Genomic DNA, 18,182 nt, shown 5'->3' on the forward strand with positions numbered 1-18,182 from the left:
AAATGAGTAAAGAAAAAGAAATGAAAAAAGATACTTCCCTAGATAAGAAAAATGTTACACCTAGTGCATTTAAAGTAATTGTTAGGGAATTTAGAAAAGATAAATTAGCAACATTTTCACTTGGAGTGTTCATATTAATACTATTAACAGTATTTATCGGAAGTTTGTTCTTCAACTTAGAAGATGTTATGAGAGTAAACCTTATGGACTCATTCTTAAGACCTGGAGAAGAAGGATACTTCTTAGGAACTGACCAAGCAGGACGTCCACTTTTAGGACAACTTTTCATCGGAACTAGAAACTCAATCATCATCGGTTCATCAGTAACTTTCTTAACAACAGTTACAGGTATAATTGTTGGTTTGATTATCGGATTCTACGGTGGTATAGTAGATAATATCATAATGAGAATTATAGACTTTATCCAAGTGTTACCGGTTCTTATGATTATCATCGTATTCGTAACATTAGTTCCATCATACAATATGGTTACATTTGTATTCATCATGAGTGTATTCTATTGGTGTGGTATTGCCAGACTTGTTAGGTCAAAAGCCCTTTCAGAAGGAAGACGTGACTATATAAGCGCATCAAAAACAATGGGAACACCATCATGGAAAATAATGGTTGGAGGAATATTACCAAATATCAGCTCAATCCTAATCATTGACGCAATCTTAGGATTAGCAGGAAATATGGGTATTGAAATTGGACTTACATTCCTTGGATTCGGTTTGCCACCCGGAACACCATCACTTGGAACTCTTATTAATAAGGCACTAGACCCTACAATATTAAGAGATAGAATGTATATCTGGTTCCCTGCATCAATGTTAGTACTTGTACTAATGCTTTCAATCAACTATGCCGGACAAGCATTAAGAAGAGCATCAGATGCAAAACAAAGATTAGGTTAGAAATAAAGATAATAAAAAGTTTAAAAAGTCGTTGGAAACAACGACTTTTTTGTTGCATTTTTAAGTTATGCTTAGATACATTCCATTATCTTTGTATAAATGACAGAAAGGTAAATGAAATCCCTACTACGCAGTGAACACATGATTTAAGATAAAAATTGATGATAGAACACAACTAGGGTAAAAATCCAAAAGATTTGTTGCCTTACAATTAAATCGGAATTATACTTGTCCAAAAAGTTGTATCACTTAAACATGAATTTATACCTAACTTCAACCTCAAAAACCTTACTAAAGTTCTAAAAACCACAACATTAACAAATATTTGTTCTAATTTATTCCATAGATAAAAGAAAAGTTAAAAAAATTTACAATTTTTTTCAAAAAGGTATTGCAAAAAATATTTATTTGTAGTATAATATGATAAAGTTAAATAGAAGAAATACAAAAGAAGTGTAAAATACTTCTTAATTTTATATCTTCTATAAAACACGATAAAGTGAGATGTTGATAACGCATTTTACCGATTTCTGCATATCACGATGAAATTGTGTTAATACATAAAGGGGGATTAAGATATGAAAAAATTATCTAAAGTCGTTGCTTTGGCCTTGGCAACAACATTTTTATTTACTGCTTGTGGTAGTAAAACTGGAGAAAAGAAGAAAGAAGAGAAAAAAGTTGGTGTTCAAGACCAATTAGTTATTGAAAATGAAGGAACACCTGTTAAAGATGCAACTCTTAAGATTGCATACATAAGTGATTCACCATTTACCGGAATTTTCCATCAAGCATTTGCCAGTGGTAATCCCGATATGGAAATTTTAACATACTCAACAAATGGAGCTTTCGCTGTTGATGAAAACTATAAATTAATAAACGGTGGTGGAGCCAATATTGAATTTTTACCAAAAGAAAGAAAAGCAATCGTAACTATTCATGAAAAATATACTTGGAATGACGGTACTCCTGTAACGTCAGCAGACTTTTTAGAATATTACAAAATTCTAGCTGATAAAGATTATACAGGCGTTCGTTTTGACGATGATATGCAAAATCTTGAAGGTATCGTTGAATATCACGACGGAAAAGCAAAAGAAATTTCAGGTTTTAAAACTATAAGTGATAAGAAATTTGAACTTACATTCAAAGTTTTTAACCCTAGTATCCTTTGGGGTGGTGGAATTCCACCTGAACCTGTTCCAAGTCATAAGTTAAAAGACATTCCTGTTAAGAAACAAGAGGAACATGACATTACTAGAAAGAATCCTCTTTCTCCTGGACCATACTACATTAAAGAAGTAGTTCCGGGACAACAAGTTGTTTTTGAAGCTAACCCTCATTACTATAAAGGTGCTCCAAAGGTTAAAACTGTTGTTTGGAAGATTGTTCCATCAGCTCAAATCGTTGCAGCTTTACAATCAGGTGAATATGATTTAACTGTTGGTTTAAATTCCGACCTTTACAGCAAAGTTAAAGAGTTAAAGAATGTTAAAATCGGTGTTAAAGATGAGTTATCTTACACTTATATAGGATTTAAATTAGGTAAATGGGATAAAGAAAAAGAAGAAGTTGTAACAGACCCTAATGCTAAAATGGCAGATGTTAAATTACGTCAAGCTATGGCTTATGCGATTGACAATGACGCTGTTGGTGAAAAATTCTACCAAGGTTTAAGAAGAAACGCAACACAACTTATGATTCCTGAATTTAAAGAATTCTATGATGAGTCTTTAAAAGGATATACTTGTGATATGGAAAAAGCTAAAAAACTTCTTGATGAAGCAGGATACAAAGATACTAATGGTGATGGAATAAGAGAAGATAAAAATGGCAAACCATTTAAGATTAAATTCGCTTCAATGTCTGGTGGTGCTATCGCTGAACCTATAGCTCAATACTATATCCAACAATGGAAACAAATTGGTTTAGATGTTGAACTTACTACCGGAAGACTTATAGAATTTAACTCATTCTATGAAAAAGTTAAAGCTGATGACCCTGAAATAGATATTTACCAAGCAGCTTGGGGAACTGGCACAAACCCTAACCCAACAGGTCTTTATGGAAGAAAAGCTCAATTTAACTACCCAAGATTTGCAACTCCTGAATTAGATAAAATCTTAGATAAGATTAATTCTTTTGAAGCAGTTGATAAAGATTACAGATCAAAAGCATACAAAGAATTTGCAAATTATATGTTTGAAAATGTACCGGTAGTACCTACATTATTCAGAAAAGGTATCGTTGCTGTAAATAACAGAGTTAAGAAATGGGATACAACTCCTGGTAAGAACTTTGGTTTATTCGATGTTGAATTAACTAAAGACGCACCTGTTAAATAGATAAAATAAGGCCAAAAGGAACCACGAAAGTGGTTTCTTTTTTTGTGGGGGAATTAACTAAAGTTAAATTACTATGACTTAAAGATTTCTCTTTCCATCACCTCGAGGAAAGATAGTGAGTGCAGAGATCTTCGCACACGCTAATCTCTCAGCCATAGTCCAATCAATTTAATGTAAGGTGGTAGTAGAGGACATCAGCTAAATAACCTATTTTTTTACATTAGAAAAATATTTTCCGAACATAAACTTTTTAAAATCATATATGATAACTCTAATCAGTTATAAATGTTAAAAAAATGTAATGATTATAAAAAATAAAGAAATTTTATTTTTGTAAAAAATTGACAAAAACACAAACATTTGTAACGTTGAAATTAAGCCATTATTATTATTAAATTTTTGCACTTAAAATAGAAATCTAAATGATTAAGTTAAGTGATAATACAGTAGTCAAATTTAAAATATTGATTAAATTTTATTTTTTTCGGGAAAAGCCTTTTATTTTAATTTTTTATATGCTATAATCTTTGATGTAGAGATAAGATATGTTTATTAGATGTTGATTTTAGCTCATCTAATGTGTATATATGATTTTTTTGTATTATACAACTTAGAAAACGATTTATCTTGAAAATATTTATTTTTCTCAAGGAGGAATGATGATGAAAAAAGCATCAAAATTAACAGCTTTAGCCTTAGCTAGTTTAATGATACTTTCAGGTTGTGGAGCTAAAGGCGGAAAAAAAGAAGAAAAGAAAGCTGAAGGATTTAAACCAAATCCGGTTGTTGAAAACGAAGGAAAAAATATTGAAAATGGTACTTTAAAGGTTGGTATCATTGGAGAATCACCTTTCAAAGGCGTATTTAATGAGGCTTATGCTCAAGACGGTTTTGATATGGGTATTATGCAATGGATAGGTCAAGCAGGATTCTTCGATTCAGACCCTGACTTCAAAAATGGAGATACCGGACAAGGTAAGTTTGAATTCAAACCGGAAGAAAAGAAAGCAATTCTTACAATTCATGAAAAAGCAACTTGGAGTGACGGTGTTCCTGTTACTGCAAAAGACTTTTTAAGATATTACTTAATCATTGGTCATAAAGACTATACAGGTGTTCGTTTCGGTACTGACTACTTAAATGTTGTTGGTATGAAAGAATATCACGAAGGAAAAGCTAAAGATGTTTCAGGTGTTAAAGTTCTTGATGACAAACACTTAGAAATCAACTTTATTGAATTTGACCATTCAATATATTGGGGTAAAGGTATACCTTTTAACCCAGTTCCAGACCATATCTTTAAAGATATTCCTGTTAAAGAACAACAAGCTCATGACGCTGTAAGAAAGAATCCTTTATCATGTGGTGCTTATGTAATTAAAGAAATCGTACCCGGACAACAAATTATAGCTGAAGCTAACCCATATTATGCTTTTGGAAAACCAAAAACTCCAAAAATGCAAATTAAATTAGTTCCATCAGCTCAAGTAGTTGCTGCAACAAAATCCGGTGAATATGATATTATCGATTCATTCGGTTCAGATTTATATGACAAATTCAAATCATTAAAGAATGGTAAAGTTGTTACTAACTATGCAGGTGGATATGGATACATTTCATTCAAATTAGGTAAATGGGACAATGAAAAGAACGAAGTTGTAACAGACCCTAATGCTAAAATGGCTGATAAGAACTTAAGAAAAGCAATGGCAATGGCTGTTGATAGAGATACTGTAAATAAGAAATTACTTAACAATTTAAGTAATCCTCTATACCAAATGATTCCACCATATTTTGCTACAATTTATGATAAAGACTTCAAAGGTATCCCTTATGATTTAGAAGGAGCTAAAAAACTTCTTGATGAAGCAGGATACAAAGATACAAACGGTGATGGAATAAGAGAAGATAAAAATGGTAAACCATTAAAGATTAAATTTGCTGCAATGCAAGGTGGAGCAACTCAAGAACCAACTGTTACTTTCTTTATACAACAATGGAAATCAATCGGTTTAGACGTTGAACTTACAACAGGAAGATTAATCGAATTTAACTCATTCTATGATAAGCTTGACGCTGATGACCCTGAAATCGATATGTACTTTGCTGGATGGAATACAGGTTCTAACCCTGACCCTTCAGGATTCTATGGAAAACATGAAAAGTTCAATATGATGAGATTTACTTCTCCTGAATTGGATAAATTATTAAAAGATGTTGTTACTTTAGACAATGTTGACCCTAAGGTTAGATTAGACCATTACAAAGCAGTTAGCAAGTATTTAGTTGCTGACGAAGCTATCGTAATTCCAACTTTCTCTAACACTACAAAAGCATTTGTAAACAATAGAGTTAAGAAATATGATATCTCATTACCGGAAAAAGGAAAAGCTCCATTTAGAAATTCTGATATTGAATTAACTAAAGACGCTCCAGAAGTGGATAAATAGAAAATAAAATTTTAAAAGTGCAGATTATTCTGCACTTTTTTTGTGGGAAAGTAGCTGAAGTTGGGGACTTTGCTTTGCTATATGCTATGAGGTGAAAATTTAGACATCCAATTTCTACAAAAAAATCAAAAAAGCCTAAAAAATCAATGTATATCTCTTTTTTATAGACTTCAACTGTGATATAATTAAAATAGGATTATGAAATAATCCTATTTTAATTTCATCATAGTTTACTTTGAATTAATTGTATAAAAGAAAACTATGATATAATTAAATATGATTAGTAATATTAAGAATACAAGGAGGAAATATGATAGGGATTATAAGTGCTCTTAATGAGGAGTTAATGGAAATTATAGATAAAATCGAAACTAAGAAGGTGGTTAAAGGTTGTTTTACTTTTTATCTTGCAAATATTTATGATAAGGACGTTGTTCTTGGTATTTGTGGTGTTGGTAAGGTAAATTCTGCGATATACACTCAAAGTATGATAGATAATTTTTCTCCTGATACGATTATAAATATAGGAGTTGCCGGTTCTACTGATGATGCTGTAAAGATTGGTGACTTGGTTATAGGGACTGAATATTTTTACCACGATTTTGACTGTACTGAGGCAGGCTACACTATGGGACAAATTCCTGCTCTTAGGGACGTTAAATTCATTGCAGATAAAAGGCTTGTTGACCTTTCTTATGAAAAGGCTAAAAAGGTTTTGTCTGAGGACAAGATTTTTAAAGGGATTATAGCGACAGGAGATGTCTTTGTTGCTAAAAAAGAAATAAAGGATAGAATTAAAAAGAGCTTTAACTCACTTTGTTGTGAAATGGAAAGCTGTTCAATCGTGCATACTTGCCATTTGAATAATGTTAAGTATTTGGCTTTGCGTTCTATTTCCGACAATGCAAATGAGGAGGCAGACTGCGATTTTGAAACTTTTGTTGCAGAGTCAAGTAAGGTGGTTAAAAGTATTATTTTAGACATTATAAAGGAAATATAGCTATGATTGAAATTAAAAACTTAAAAAAGAATTATGGCAAATTTGTTGCTATTGAGGATTTTAATTTACAGATTGAAGAGGGGAAGGCTTACGGCGTTTTAGGTAGGATTAATTCCGGTGGAACTACGATTTTCAATCTTTTATGTAATTATACTTTAAAAGATGATGGAACTATTTTAATCGATGAGAAAGAGCCTGAAGATGCTCGTGATTTGATATATATGTGTCCTAAAATGGAGTTTTATAGTGGACACACTCTAAGACAGGTTTTGAATTTTATTGCTGATTTTAATGATGAATTTGATTTGGCTTATGCTTTGGAGCTTTGTGATTCTTTTAAGCTGGAGCTGGATAAGAAATTTAAGGCCGAGGAAAATGTTCAAAATTGTACGATTTTTAAAACTATTGTTACGATTTGTATGAAAAAGAAATATTTGCTTTTCAATAAGCCTGAAATCGGACTTTCAAGTCTTGATATTAGAAAACTTAGCGATATTCTTATGGGGAATGTTAAGAGAAATGGCTACACTCCAATAATTCATAGCAAAAATGTAAATTATTTCTTCGATTATCTTGACTATATAATTATAATAAAGGATAAAAAGGTTGTGCTTTTTGAAAGTCGTGAAAGGCTTGAAAAGATGGTTTATTCGATTTCCGGCTCTCTTGACCTCATAAGTACAGCTGTTAAGGATAAAAATGTCTTGGCGATTAGAACTCTCAAAAACTTTTCTAAACTCAAAATTGCATACATTTTAGCAAAAGATGAGGACGAACTTAGAGCACATGGTAGTAGGACTGTATCTTTAAAAGAGATTTACGAGGCCATTACTATGGTTGAAGGAGGTCATTAGTATGAAAAAAGGACTTTCACTTTCTTTAAAATTACTATTTAAAACTTTTTTAATGGGAATTTTAGTTTCTGTTTTGCTTGAATTGGTATTTTTAAAATTTACTAAATTTTTAAATATAGAAGTTAATTTTGATGTGGAAATTTTTTGGGTGATACTTGTTGCAAGCTTTTTGACTTATATCTTCTCGAAGAAAAATATAGTCAATCACTTATTTATAAATGGTTGTAGCAGAAAAAGGATAAGTACTATCAGGATTTTAAGTTGTATAATTTACGATGTTTTGTTCTTTTTGCTTTTTGTTTTGTATGAAATTTTTTATGAAGATTTGATTTCTAACATTACAGATACCGGCACTATCATTAATTTGGCTGTTGTGTATTTTTCTATAAATTTTGTATCAGAAATATCTACATTTTTGAATTTGATTTACAAAAGCATCTCTATAAAAAAGGGAAAAGGCATAAATAAAACTTTTTATAGATACATTTATTCTTTCGCTTTTATCGCCTTGGCCTATTCATATAGATTTATTTATCCAATTATTCAAAAATACTATAATGATATAGTGTCAATTGTGGTTTTAGTTGTTGTTTTTGTATTACAAGTTTTACTTGCTTATATTAATAGAAGAATAATTTTGAAGGTTGATATAAGAGCTTAGGAGGATTTATGGACGGATATATATTAGCGCTTGACCAAGGAACGACAAGCTCAAGAGCGATTTTGTTTGACAATTTAGGAAATATCAAAGGCGTTTCACAAAAGGAATTTAGACAAATTTTTCCAAAAGCCGGCTGGGTCGAACACGATGCAATGGATATTTGGGCGACACAATCGGGAGTTTGTAGGGAAGTTTTGGAAAAAAACTTTATAAGACCGACAGAAGTTCGTGCGATTGGGATAACAAACCAAAGAGAAACGACGATTGTTTGGGAAAAAGAAACTGGAAAGCCTGTATATAATGCGATTGTTTGGCAATGCAGAAGAACTGCCGAGATTTGCGAAGATTTGAGAGAAAAGGGATATGAAGATTTAATTTTTGAAAAAACCGGATTAAAACTTGATGCCTATTTTTCGGCTACAAAAATAAAATGGATTCTTGACAATGTAGAGGGAGCAAGAGAAAGGGCTGAAAGAGGAGAACTTCTTTTTGGTACAGTTGATACTTGGATAGTTTGGAACTTGACAAGAGGTAAGGTGCATATAACCGACTTTTCCAATGCCTCAAGAACTATGCTTTTTAATATAAATACATTGCAATGGGACGATGAAATCTTAGATATTTTAAATATACCAAAAGCGATGTTACCCGAAGTTAAAAATTCAAGTGAAGTTTACGGACATACCGACGAATATACATTTGGAGGTGCAAAAATTCCTATCGCATCTGTAATAGGCGACCAACAATCTGCATTGTTCGGACAAGCGTGTTTTGAAAAAGCTGAGGCGAAGATAACATACGGAACAGGAGCGTTTCTTTTGATGAATATAGGAAAAGAAGTGATGAAGTCAAAAAAAGGACTTTTAACGACAGTTGCTTGGGGATTGAATGGAGAAGTAACATACGCTCTAGAGGGAAGTATATTCATCGCAGGAGCGGGGATTCAATGGTTAAGAGATGAACTTAGATTGCTCTATGATGCAAGCCTATCCGAGCAATATGCAAACTTAGTTGACGATACTGACGGAGTTTACATAGTTCCGGCATTTACCGGACTTGGAGCTCCATATTGGGATATGAACGCCAAAGGAGCGATGTTCGGACTTACAAGGGGAACGAAAAGAGAGCATATTATTCGTGCCACTTTGGAATCAATAGCCTACCAATGCGTTGACGTCTTTAATTGCATTGAAGAAGATACAAATATAAAGATACAAAATTTGAAAGTTGATGGTGGAGCAAGTGCCAACGGATTTTTATTACAATTTCAATCCGATATGTTGAACACGGAAGTTATAAGACCGAAAGTTTTAGAAACAACTGCAATGGGCTGTGCATTCCTTGCAGGACTTGCAGTCGGCTTTTGGAAAAGTACGGATGAAATAAAGAAAATTTGGGAACTTGATAGAAAATTTGAACCGAAAATGAATGAAACGGTTAGAGATGAAAAATTGAAAGGCTGGCATAAAGCTGTATCAAGAACATTAAATTGGGATTAAAACGAACGAGATGTAAATCATCTCGTTTTTTAATTGATGTTTATAGTATTGGTTTCTTTAACTTTAGGCACAAACAAAGTAAGGCACCCTAGAACCTTGTTATTTCATAAAAAATTTTAATAAAAAGCATAAAAAATTAATAAAGGATAAAAAATATGCCAAAAGAGCATTGACGGATAAGGTAAAGGCTGATATAATATTAAAGCACTTGAGGGGAGGCCTTTGAGAGTTATAGAATTAATAACTTGTTAGTAAAACTTTTTAAAAACTTTTTAAAAAGTTAAAAAAACTTTAAAAAAGGTATTGACAAGACAAAAAGTTAGTGATATAATATAGAGGTCGCAATGATAGTGACAACGAACCAAGAAAAGTAAACAGTGATAGAAACTTTGAGAGTACAAAGAAAAACAATAATTTGGTGTAACAAAAAAGTCAGCGAGAGCAGACGAACTTTTAATAGAGAGTTTGATCCTGGCTCAGGACGAACGCTGGCGGCGTGCTTAACACATGCAAGTCGAACGTGATTTTTATGGAATAGCCTTCGGGATAGGAAATAGAATGAAAGTGGCGAACGGGTGAGTAACACGTGAGCAACCTACCTTACACAGGGGGATAGCCGTTGGAAACGACGATTAATACCGCATGAGACCACAGAACCGCATGGCAAAGGGGTCAAAGATTTATCGGTGTAAGATGGGCTCGCGTCTGATTAGCTAGTTGGAAGGGTAAAGGCCTACCAAGGCGACGATCAGTAGCCGGTCTGAGAGGATGAACGGCCACATTGGAACTGAGACACGGTCCAAACTCCTACGGGAGGCAGCAGTGGGGAATATTGCACAATGGGGGAAACCCTGATGCAGCGACGCCGCGTGAGCGAAGAAGGTTTTCGAATTGTAAAGCTCTGTCCTATGAGAAGATAATGACGGTATCATAGGAGGAAGCCCCGGCTAAATACGTGCCAGCAGCCGCGGTAATACGTATGGGGCGAGCGTTGTCCGGAATTATTGGGCGTAAAGGGTACGTAGGCGGTCTATTAAGTCAGGTGTGAAAGCGTGAGGCTTAACCTCATTAAGCACTTGAAACTGATAGACTTGAGTGAAGGAGAGGAAAGTGGAATTCCTAGTGTAGCGGTGAAATGCGTAGATATTAGGAGGAATACCGGTGGCGAAGGCGACTTTCTGGACTTTTACTGACGCTCAGGTACGAAAGCGTGGGGAGCAAACAGGATTAGATACCCTGGTAGTCCACGCCGTAAACGATGAATGCTAGGTGTTGGGGGTCAAACCTCGGTGCCGAAGTTAACACATTAAGCATTCCGCCTGGGGAGTACGGTGGCAACACTGAAACTCAAAGGAATTGACGGGGACCCGCACAAGTAGCGGAGCATGTGGTTTAATTCGAAGCAACGCGAAGAACCTTACCAAGGCTTGACATATAGTTGAGTTATTGAGAAATTGATAAGTCCCTCGGGACAGCTATACAGGTGGTGCATGGTTGTCGTCAGCTCGTGTCGTGAGATGTTGGGTTAAGTCCCGCAACGAGCGCAACCCTTATCTTCAGTTACCAGCATTTTGGATGGGGACTCTGGAGAGACTGCCGATGATAAATCGGAGGAAGGTGGGGATGACGTCAAATCATCATGCCCTTTATGTCTTGGGCTACACACGTGCTACAATGGTTGGTACAACGAGAAGCGACATAGTGATGTGAAGCAAAACTCTAAAAGCCAATCTCAGTTCGGATTGTAGGCTGCAACTCGCCTACATGAAGTCGGAGTTACTAGTAATCGCGAATCAGAACGTCGCGGTGAATGCGTTCCCGGGTCTTGTACACACCGCCCGTCACACCATGGGAGTTGGCAATACCCGAAGCCGCCGATCTAACCGCAAGGAGGAAGGCGTCGAAGGTAGGGTTAATGACTGGGGTGAAGTCGTAACAAGGTAGCCGTATCGGAAGGTGCGGCTGGATCACCTCCTTTCTAAGGAGTACTAAGAACGACAGTTCAAAAAAGTAAACAATGTTTTTTATCACTGTTTTTTAAGGTTCGATTTTTATTTGCTGTAAGGCAAAGAACCAATAGAATATGATAGTAAGAGAAATGCTCTTTGTTAATGATTGTTATTCATTATTAGAGAGATGGGGTGAACCCAATCTATGAAATTTTAACAAAAATAAATTTTTGAAAATTTCAAAGTCGGGCACGCAAAACCCCCAAAAAACTTTTACTGTCGTAAAACTTTTTTGGGGGTGTAGCTCAGTTGGGAGAGCACCTGCCTTGCAAGCAGGGGGTCAGGAGTTCGAATCTCCTCATCTCCACCAAGAAACCTGAAAATTAAAGAGTAATATATTTCTGGTCAAGCGACCAAGGGCATAAGGTGAATGCCTTGGCACTGAGAGCCGAAGAAGGACGTGATAAGCTGCGAAAAGTCTCGGGGAGGAGCAAATATCTGTTAATCCGGGAATGTCCGAATGGGGAAACCTACTTGAGCAAACCTCAAGTATCTTATTGTGAATACATAGCAATAAGAGGGGAGAGTTGGTGAACTGAAACATCTAAGTAGCCAGACGAAAAGAAAGAAAAAATTCGATTTTCAAAGTAGCGGCGAGCGAAATGGAAAGAGCCCAAAATAAGTTAAGGATAAAGATTGATAGTAGAATGGTCTGGGAAGGCCAACCGAAGAAAGTGAAAGTCTTGTAAACGAAATTGATTAATATCTGACTTAGAAAGAGTAGCATGGGACACGAGAAATCCTGTGTGAATATGGGGGGACCACCCCCTAAGGCTAAATACTACTCAGTGACCGATAGAGAATAGTACCGTGAGGGAAAGGTGAAAAGAACCCCGGGAGGGGAGTGAAATAGAACCTGAAACCTTATGCCTACAAGCAGATAGAGTCTTATAGAGAGATGATATCGTACTTTTTGTAGAACGGGCCAGCGAGTTATGGTGTGCGGCAAGGTTAAGTAATGAAGTTACGGAGCCGTAGGGAAACCGAGTCTGAATAGGGCGGATAAGTCGTATGCCATAGACCCGAAACCAGGTGATCTATCCATGAGCAGGTTGAAGTGAAAGTAAAATTTCATGGAGGACCGAACCGGGTAACGTTTAAAAGTTATCGGATGACTTGTGGATAGGGGTGAAAAGCCAATCGAACTTGGAGATAGCTGGTTCTCCTCGAAATAGCTTTAGGGCTAGCCTCAATTTAGTTTACAGGGGGTAGAGCACTGAATACCGTAGGGGTGTTAGACATTACCGAAAGTTATCAAACTCCGAATACCTGATAAATGATGATTGGGAGTCAGACTATGTGGGATAAGCTTCATAGTCAAAAGGGAAAGAGCCCAGACCACCAGCTAAGGTCCCTAAATATAGATTAAGTGGTAAAGGATGTTTTACTACTTAGACAACCAGGATGTTGGCTTAGAAGCAGCCATACATTTAAAGAGTGCGTAATAGCTCACTGGTCAAGTGGTAGAGCGCCGAAAATGAACGGGGCTAAAATCTAATACCGAAGCTGTGGACTAATGTAAATTAGTGGTAGAGGAGCATTGTGTAAGGGGTGAAGCTAAGTTGTAAGACGAAGTGGACTTTACAGAAGAGAGAATGCTGGCATGAGTAGCGAAAAGGCAGGTGAGAATCCTGCCCGTCGAAAGCCTAAGGATTCCTGAGGAAGGCTCGTCCTCTCAGGGTAAGTCGGGACCTAAGCCCAGGCTGAAAAGCGTAAGCGATGGACAACAGGTTGAGATTCCTGTACTATCTTTGAATGTTTGAGAGATGTACTGACGCAGGAGGATATGTTGAGCGTGTGAATGGTAGAGCACGTCTAAGCAAGTAGATAGAGATTAGAGGCAAATCCCTAATCTTAATATCGAGATGTGATGGGGAGCGAAAAATGAGTAGTGAAGCAACAGATTCCAAACTGCCAAGAAAAGGTACTATTGAGTGAGAAGATACCCGTACCAAAACCGACACAGGTAGGCAAGGAGAGAATCCTAAGACGCGCGGAAGAACCTTTGTTAAGGAACTCGGCAAAATGACCCCGTAACTTCGGGAGAAGGGGTACCATTAGATGTGAAATTCAAACGGATAGAGCATAGAGTGGTCGCAGAGAATAGGCCCAAGCAACTGTTTACCAAAAACACAAGTTTCTGCTAAATCGAAAGATGAAGTATAGGAGCTGACACCTGCCCGGTGCTGGAAGGTTAAGGGGAAATGTTAGAGCAATCGAAGCATAGAACTTAAGCCCCAGTAAACGGCGGCCGTAACTATAACGGTCCTAAGGTAGCGAAATTCCTTGTCGGGTAAGTTCCGACCCGCACGAAAGGTGTAATGATTTGGGCACTGTCTCAACAAAGGATCCGGTGAAATTGTAGTAGTCGTGAAGATGCGACTTACCCACGATAGGACGGAAAGACCCCGTGGAGCTTTACTGTAGGCTGGCATTGGAATTTGGTATTAAATGTACAGGATAGGTGGGAGACAAAGAAGCGAGAGCGTCAGTTTTCGTGGAGTCGTTGTTGGGATACCACCCTTTTGATACTAAATTTCTAACCTGGTACTCTGAATCGAGTACAGGGACACTGTCAGTTGGGCAGTTTGACTGGGGCGGTCGCCTCCTAAAGAGTAACGGAGGCGTTCAAAGGTTCCCTCAGAATGGATGGAAATCATTCTAAGAGTGCAAAGGCAAAAGGGAGCTTAACTGCGACACCAACAAGTGGAGCAGATAGGAAACTAGGACTTAGTGATCCGGTGGTACCGAGTGGAAGGGCCATCGCTCAACGGATAAAAGCTACCCCGGGGATAACAGGCTTATCTCCCCCAAGAGTTCACATCGACGGGGAGGTTTGGCACCTCGATGTCGGCTCGTCTCATCCTGGGGCTGGAGTAGGTCCCAAGGGTTGGGCTGTTCGCCCATTAAAGAGGCACGCGAGCTGGGTTCAGAACGTCGTGAGACAGTTCGGTCCCTATCCATCGTGGGCGTAGGAAATTTGAGAGGAGCTGTCCTTAGTACGAGAGGACCGGGATGGACAGACCGCTGGTGTATCAGTTATCATGCCAATGGTAATGCTGAATAGCTAAGTCTGGAAGGGATAAGTGCTGAAGGCATCTAAGCACGAAGCCCCCCTCAAGATGAGATTTCCTGTTGTAGAAATACAAGAGAGATTCGATACAGAAAATGTCGTAGATAGGTCAGAGGTGTAAAGGTGGCAACATCAAAGCTAACTGATACTAATAAATCGAAAGCTTGACCAGAAATATATACTCTTTAATTAGAGGATTTCAATGAAATATATTACAAAATAAACAAAACAAAACAAGTATGGCTGTGATAGCTAGGAGGATATACCCGTTCCCATCTCGAACACGGAAGTCAAGCTCCTAAACGTCGAAGGTACTAATACATTTCGTATTGGGAGATTAGAAAACAGCCAAACAAATCAAAATCACTCGAAAGAGTGATTTTTTTGTATAAAAATATTGTGGATAATTAATATTTAAGATATAATTATAAGTAAATAAGAAAAAGGAGTAAATATGTTTAATATATATGAATTTTATAATGCTGTTTTGAGTCAAAATGCTTTTGAGATTAAGAAATTTTTTAACGAAAATGCTTGTATTTGTTGGCATAATACAAATGAAAAATTTACTGTTGATGAATTTATAAGGGCTAATTGTGAATATCCTGATAAATGGAGTGGAGAAATTGAAAGAATCGAGCAAATAGGGAATTTATTTATTGTGGTTGCTAGAGTTTTTAATATTTCAAAAACTTTATCTTTTCATGTAAATTCATTTATTGAAATAGAAAACGAAAAAATTTCAAAATTAGATGAATATTGGGGAGATGACGGTAATATTCCTGAGTGGAGATTAGAAAAAAATATAGGAGTTAGGATAAAATGATGAATACATTTTGTGATTTAAAAATAATCAATTACATAAAACTTTCCATTTTGGGAATTATGTTTGTTTTAGGTCTGTTTTTTAAGGCTTTTGTTGGCGATTATATTTTACTTTTGGTTTTAGTTTTAATAGAATTTGTTTTTAGGCTCGGTTTTAAGTATATAAATTCAGTAAGCTATACAATTTCAAATAAATTTTATAAAAATATTTTAAATATTTTAAAAGTTTTAAATTTTGAGTTTGAATTTTTGTTTTTATATTTATTCTTAGATTATATTTTTAAATTTAATATAAAATATTTTGTTGGGATAATTTTCTTTTTATTATTTTTTAGTATAATTTTCTTTTCATTTTTTATTTCTTTTAATATGAAGTATGAAATTTTAAAATTCAGAATGGCTGATGAAATAGATAGAGAAAGTATTTTAGAAATATATCTTGAGGGCTCAAAGGCTTTAAAAGATGATGGAGTTGACCAATGGCAAGGAAAGTATGTTCCAAGTTTTGAAGATATAGATGCACATTTGGGCGTTGATTTGTATGTTTTAGAATATCATAAAAGGATAGTTTCTACTGCTTGTTTGGTTGAGGGTGTTGATGAGGACTACGAAAATATAAGTGGAAAGTGGAATACTTCTATTCCTTATCTTAGCATACATAAGGTTGCAACTTCAAATCGTTATAAAAAACAAAGTTTTGGTAAAAAAATGATGTGTTATATAGACAATTTTGCTAAAAGAAAGAAAAGAGATTTAAGGATTGATACTCATAAGGATAATAAAAAGATGAGAAATTTTATTTTATCCTGTGGTTATGAATATACCGGCGAAGTCGTTCTGCAAGGAGAACTTGAAAGACTTGGTTATGATAAAAAGATTATGTAGATTAGAAAATTTAAAACTATTGATATTTTTTATGTCAATAGTTTTTTTAGTGTAAATTGTGAATATATTTTTAAAGAGTAATAACAATTTTTTAAAAAATAGATATTTATTCGTTAAAAATCACTTTATCAATAGACAAAATAAAATTAATTTGCATAAGTAGTTGACAATTGTTATTTAAAGATATATAATTATGATATACATATTCAATAAAGGAGGTATTTTTATGAAAGCTGTTGTAGTAAATAAAGAAGGAACTTGGATGGAAGTTGTAGAAAAAGACATAAGAAAGCCAGGTTATGGAGAAGTTTTGATTGATGTTGAATACTGTGGTGTGTGCCATACGGATTTGCATGTTGCTAAAGGAGATTTCGGAAAAGTACCGGGACGTGTTTTAGGACATGAAGGTGTTGGTATTGTTAAAACATTAGGTGAAGGAGTAACTTCCTTAAAAGTTGGAGATAGGGTAAGTGTTGCTTGGTTCTTTGAAGGTTGTGGATGTTGTGATTATTGTAATACAGGAAAAGAAACTCTTTGTAGAACTGTAAAAAATGCTGGATATTCAGTTGATGGAGCTATGGCTACTGAATGTATTGCAACTGCCGATTATGCAGTTAAGGTTCCTGATGGGCTTGATCCCGCTCAGGCAAGTAGTATTACTTGTGCCGGAGTTACTGTTTATGCAGCGATAAAAGCTGCCTGTTTGAAACCGGGTCAATGGATTGCTCTTTATGGAGCAGGGGGACTTGGAAACTTAGCAGTTCAATATGCTAAAAAAGTTTTCAATGCTCATGTTGTTGCCATTGATATTAATGATGACAAATTAGCTCTTGCAAAAGAATGTGGTGCTGATATTGTTCTTAACGGAAAAAATGTAGATCCTGCAAAATATATTCAAGAAAATATTGGAGGTTGTCATAGTGCAGTCGTTACTGCTGTTTCAAAAGTTGCTTTTAATCAAGCCATAGATTCAGTAAGAGCTGCAGGAAAAGTTGTTGCTGTAGGATTACCTTCAGAAACAATGGATGTTCCGATTGTTAAAACTGTATTGGACGGAATTGAAATAATCGGTTCACTTGTAGGAACCAGAAAAGATTTAGCGGAAGCTTTTCAATTTGGAGCTGAAGGTTTAGTTACTCCTGTAGTAACTAAAAGACCTATAACAGATGCGATTGACATTTTTACTGAATTGGAAGAAGGAAAAATTCAAGGACGTATGGTTATTGATATGAAAATGTAATTTGAATATTTAAAAGGCGGGTAAAAACTTGCCTTCAGACTGATTACAAAGGTGTCAATGAGAAATCATTGGCACTTTTTTAGTGGAGAAAAGAGTTAAAAAGTGGTATAATAATATAAAAACACATGCAAATAGACATAAGAATATAGAAGTAAAGATAGAAAAGATATAAAAGAAATATCATAGTCAATTAAATGAAGAAATAAAAAAGATAAGAATTAAAAGGGAAAAAGGAATTAAGTCCCACCAATGGAAAAGAAATAATAAAAAAGTAGAAAGTACAAACAAGAAAGGGAAAGCAAAAATGCAAATAAAAGCTCTCCTAACTTTTGCGTGCCTAAATATGAAAAAATTAACAAATATGATGAGTAAATTAGGTAAAAAGAGACCTAATTTTTTAATTTTCAGAGAAATTTATATAAAA

10 protein-coding genes, 1 tRNA gene and 3 rRNA genes are annotated in these 18,182 nt (G+C 35.3%); all 14 read left to right on the top strand.

The features are described from left to right. Window positions 1-2 precede the first annotated feature (2 nt). The 14 genes from ACKTSI_RS00135 to adhP all read left to right on the top strand — a co-directional run bounded on the left by ACKTSI_RS00135 (window position 3) and on the right by adhP (window position 17,758). A complete protein-coding gene (locus ACKTSI_RS00135) occupies window positions 3-917 on the top strand; it encodes an ABC transporter permease (protein ID WP_407862823.1) in 915 nt (304 codons plus the stop codon). 578 nt (window positions 918-1,495) lie between these two features. Then, window positions 1,496-3,262, top strand: coding sequence for an oligopeptide ABC transporter substrate-binding protein (locus ACKTSI_RS00140; RefSeq protein WP_407862824.1), 1,767 nt, complete (start codon window positions 1,496-1,498; stop codon window positions 3,260-3,262). A gap of 662 nt (window positions 3,263-3,924) precedes the next feature. Further along, complete coding sequence (locus ACKTSI_RS00145) at window positions 3,925-5,712, top strand: oligopeptide ABC transporter substrate-binding protein (protein WP_407862825.1); 1,788 nt, start codon at window positions 3,925-3,927, stop codon at window positions 5,710-5,712. 310 nt (window positions 5,713-6,022) lie between these two features. Beyond that, window positions 6,023-6,712, top strand: a complete 690-nt coding sequence (locus tag ACKTSI_RS00150) for a 5'-methylthioadenosine/adenosylhomocysteine nucleosidase (RefSeq protein WP_407862826.1) — start codon at window positions 6,023-6,025, stop codon at window positions 6,710-6,712. A 2-nt stretch (window positions 6,713-6,714) separates the two neighbouring features. Beyond that, on the top strand, window positions 6,715-7,566 hold the full coding sequence (locus tag ACKTSI_RS00155; protein ID WP_407862827.1) for an ATP-binding cassette domain-containing protein: 852 nt from the start codon (window positions 6,715-6,717) through the stop codon (window positions 7,564-7,566). 1 nt (window position 7,567) lies between these two features. Continuing rightward, on the top strand, window positions 7,568-8,227 hold the full coding sequence (locus ACKTSI_RS00160) for a hypothetical protein (protein WP_407862828.1): 660 nt from the start codon (window positions 7,568-7,570) through the stop codon (window positions 8,225-8,227). Window positions 8,228-8,235: 8 nt separating this feature from the next. Then, window positions 8,236-9,726, top strand: coding sequence for a glycerol kinase GlpK (glpK, locus tag ACKTSI_RS00165; RefSeq protein ID WP_407862829.1), 1,491 nt, complete (start codon window positions 8,236-8,238; stop codon window positions 9,724-9,726). A gap of 453 nt (window positions 9,727-10,179) precedes the next feature. After that, window positions 10,180-11,704 (top strand): 16S ribosomal RNA (locus ACKTSI_RS00170). 265 nt (window positions 11,705-11,969) lie between these two features. Continuing rightward, window positions 11,970-12,045: transfer RNA gene (locus tag ACKTSI_RS00175), tRNA-Ala, on the top strand. Window positions 12,046-12,078: 33 nt separating this feature from the next. Beyond that, window positions 12,079-14,980 (top strand): 23S ribosomal RNA (locus tag ACKTSI_RS00180). Window positions 14,981-15,046: 66 nt separating this feature from the next. After that, window positions 15,047-15,162: ribosomal RNA gene (gene rrf, locus ACKTSI_RS00185) — 5S ribosomal RNA — on the top strand. Together the 16S, 23S and 5S rRNA genes with 1 tRNA gene alongside form the textbook arrangement of a ribosomal RNA operon. Before the next feature lie 100 nt (window positions 15,163-15,262). Then, window positions 15,263-15,634, top strand: a complete 372-nt coding sequence (locus ACKTSI_RS00190; protein WP_288868946.1) for a nuclear transport factor 2 family protein — start codon at window positions 15,263-15,265, stop codon at window positions 15,632-15,634. Beyond that, a complete protein-coding gene (locus ACKTSI_RS00195; RefSeq protein WP_407862830.1) occupies window positions 15,631-16,518 on the top strand; it encodes a GNAT family N-acetyltransferase in 888 nt (295 codons plus the stop codon). The genes ACKTSI_RS00190 and ACKTSI_RS00195 overlap by 4 nt, the downstream gene beginning before the upstream one ends. Window positions 16,519-16,744: 226 nt before the next feature. Beyond that, a complete protein-coding gene (gene adhP, locus ACKTSI_RS00200; protein WP_201275763.1) occupies window positions 16,745-17,758 on the top strand; it encodes an alcohol dehydrogenase AdhP in 1,014 nt (337 codons plus the stop codon). Window positions 17,759-18,182 lie beyond the last annotated feature (424 nt).

It is taken from the genome of Parvimonas parva (assembly GCF_045866535.1).
Lineage (GTDB): Bacteria > Bacillota > Clostridia > Tissierellales > Peptoniphilaceae > Parvimonas > Parvimonas parva.

Coding starts and splice junctions, on each gene's coding strand:
- ACKTSI_RS00145 (WP_407862825.1), top strand. CDS start 3,925: ATGAAAAAAGCATCAAAATTAACAGCTTTAGCCTTAGCTAGTTTAATG.
- ACKTSI_RS00195 (WP_407862830.1), top strand. CDS start 15,631: ATGATGAATACATTTTGTGATTTAAAAATAATCAATTACATAAAACTT.
- ACKTSI_RS00155 (WP_407862827.1), top strand. CDS start 6,715: ATGATTGAAATTAAAAACTTAAAAAAGAATTATGGCAAATTTGTTGCT.
- glpK (WP_407862829.1), top strand. CDS start 8,236: ATGGACGGATATATATTAGCGCTTGACCAAGGAACGACAAGCTCAAGA.
- ACKTSI_RS00135 (WP_407862823.1), top strand. CDS start 3: ATGAGTAAAGAAAAAGAAATGAAAAAAGATACTTCCCTAGATAAGAAA.
- ACKTSI_RS00160 (WP_407862828.1), top strand. CDS start 7,568: ATGAAAAAAGGACTTTCACTTTCTTTAAAATTACTATTTAAAACTTTT.
- ACKTSI_RS00150 (WP_407862826.1), top strand. CDS start 6,023: ATGATAGGGATTATAAGTGCTCTTAATGAGGAGTTAATGGAAATTATA.
- ACKTSI_RS00140 (WP_407862824.1), top strand. CDS start 1,496: ATGAAAAAATTATCTAAAGTCGTTGCTTTGGCCTTGGCAACAACATTT.
- ACKTSI_RS00190 (WP_288868946.1), top strand. CDS start 15,263: ATGTTTAATATATATGAATTTTATAATGCTGTTTTGAGTCAAAATGCT.
- adhP (WP_201275763.1), top strand. CDS start 16,745: ATGAAAGCTGTTGTAGTAAATAAAGAAGGAACTTGGATGGAAGTTGTA.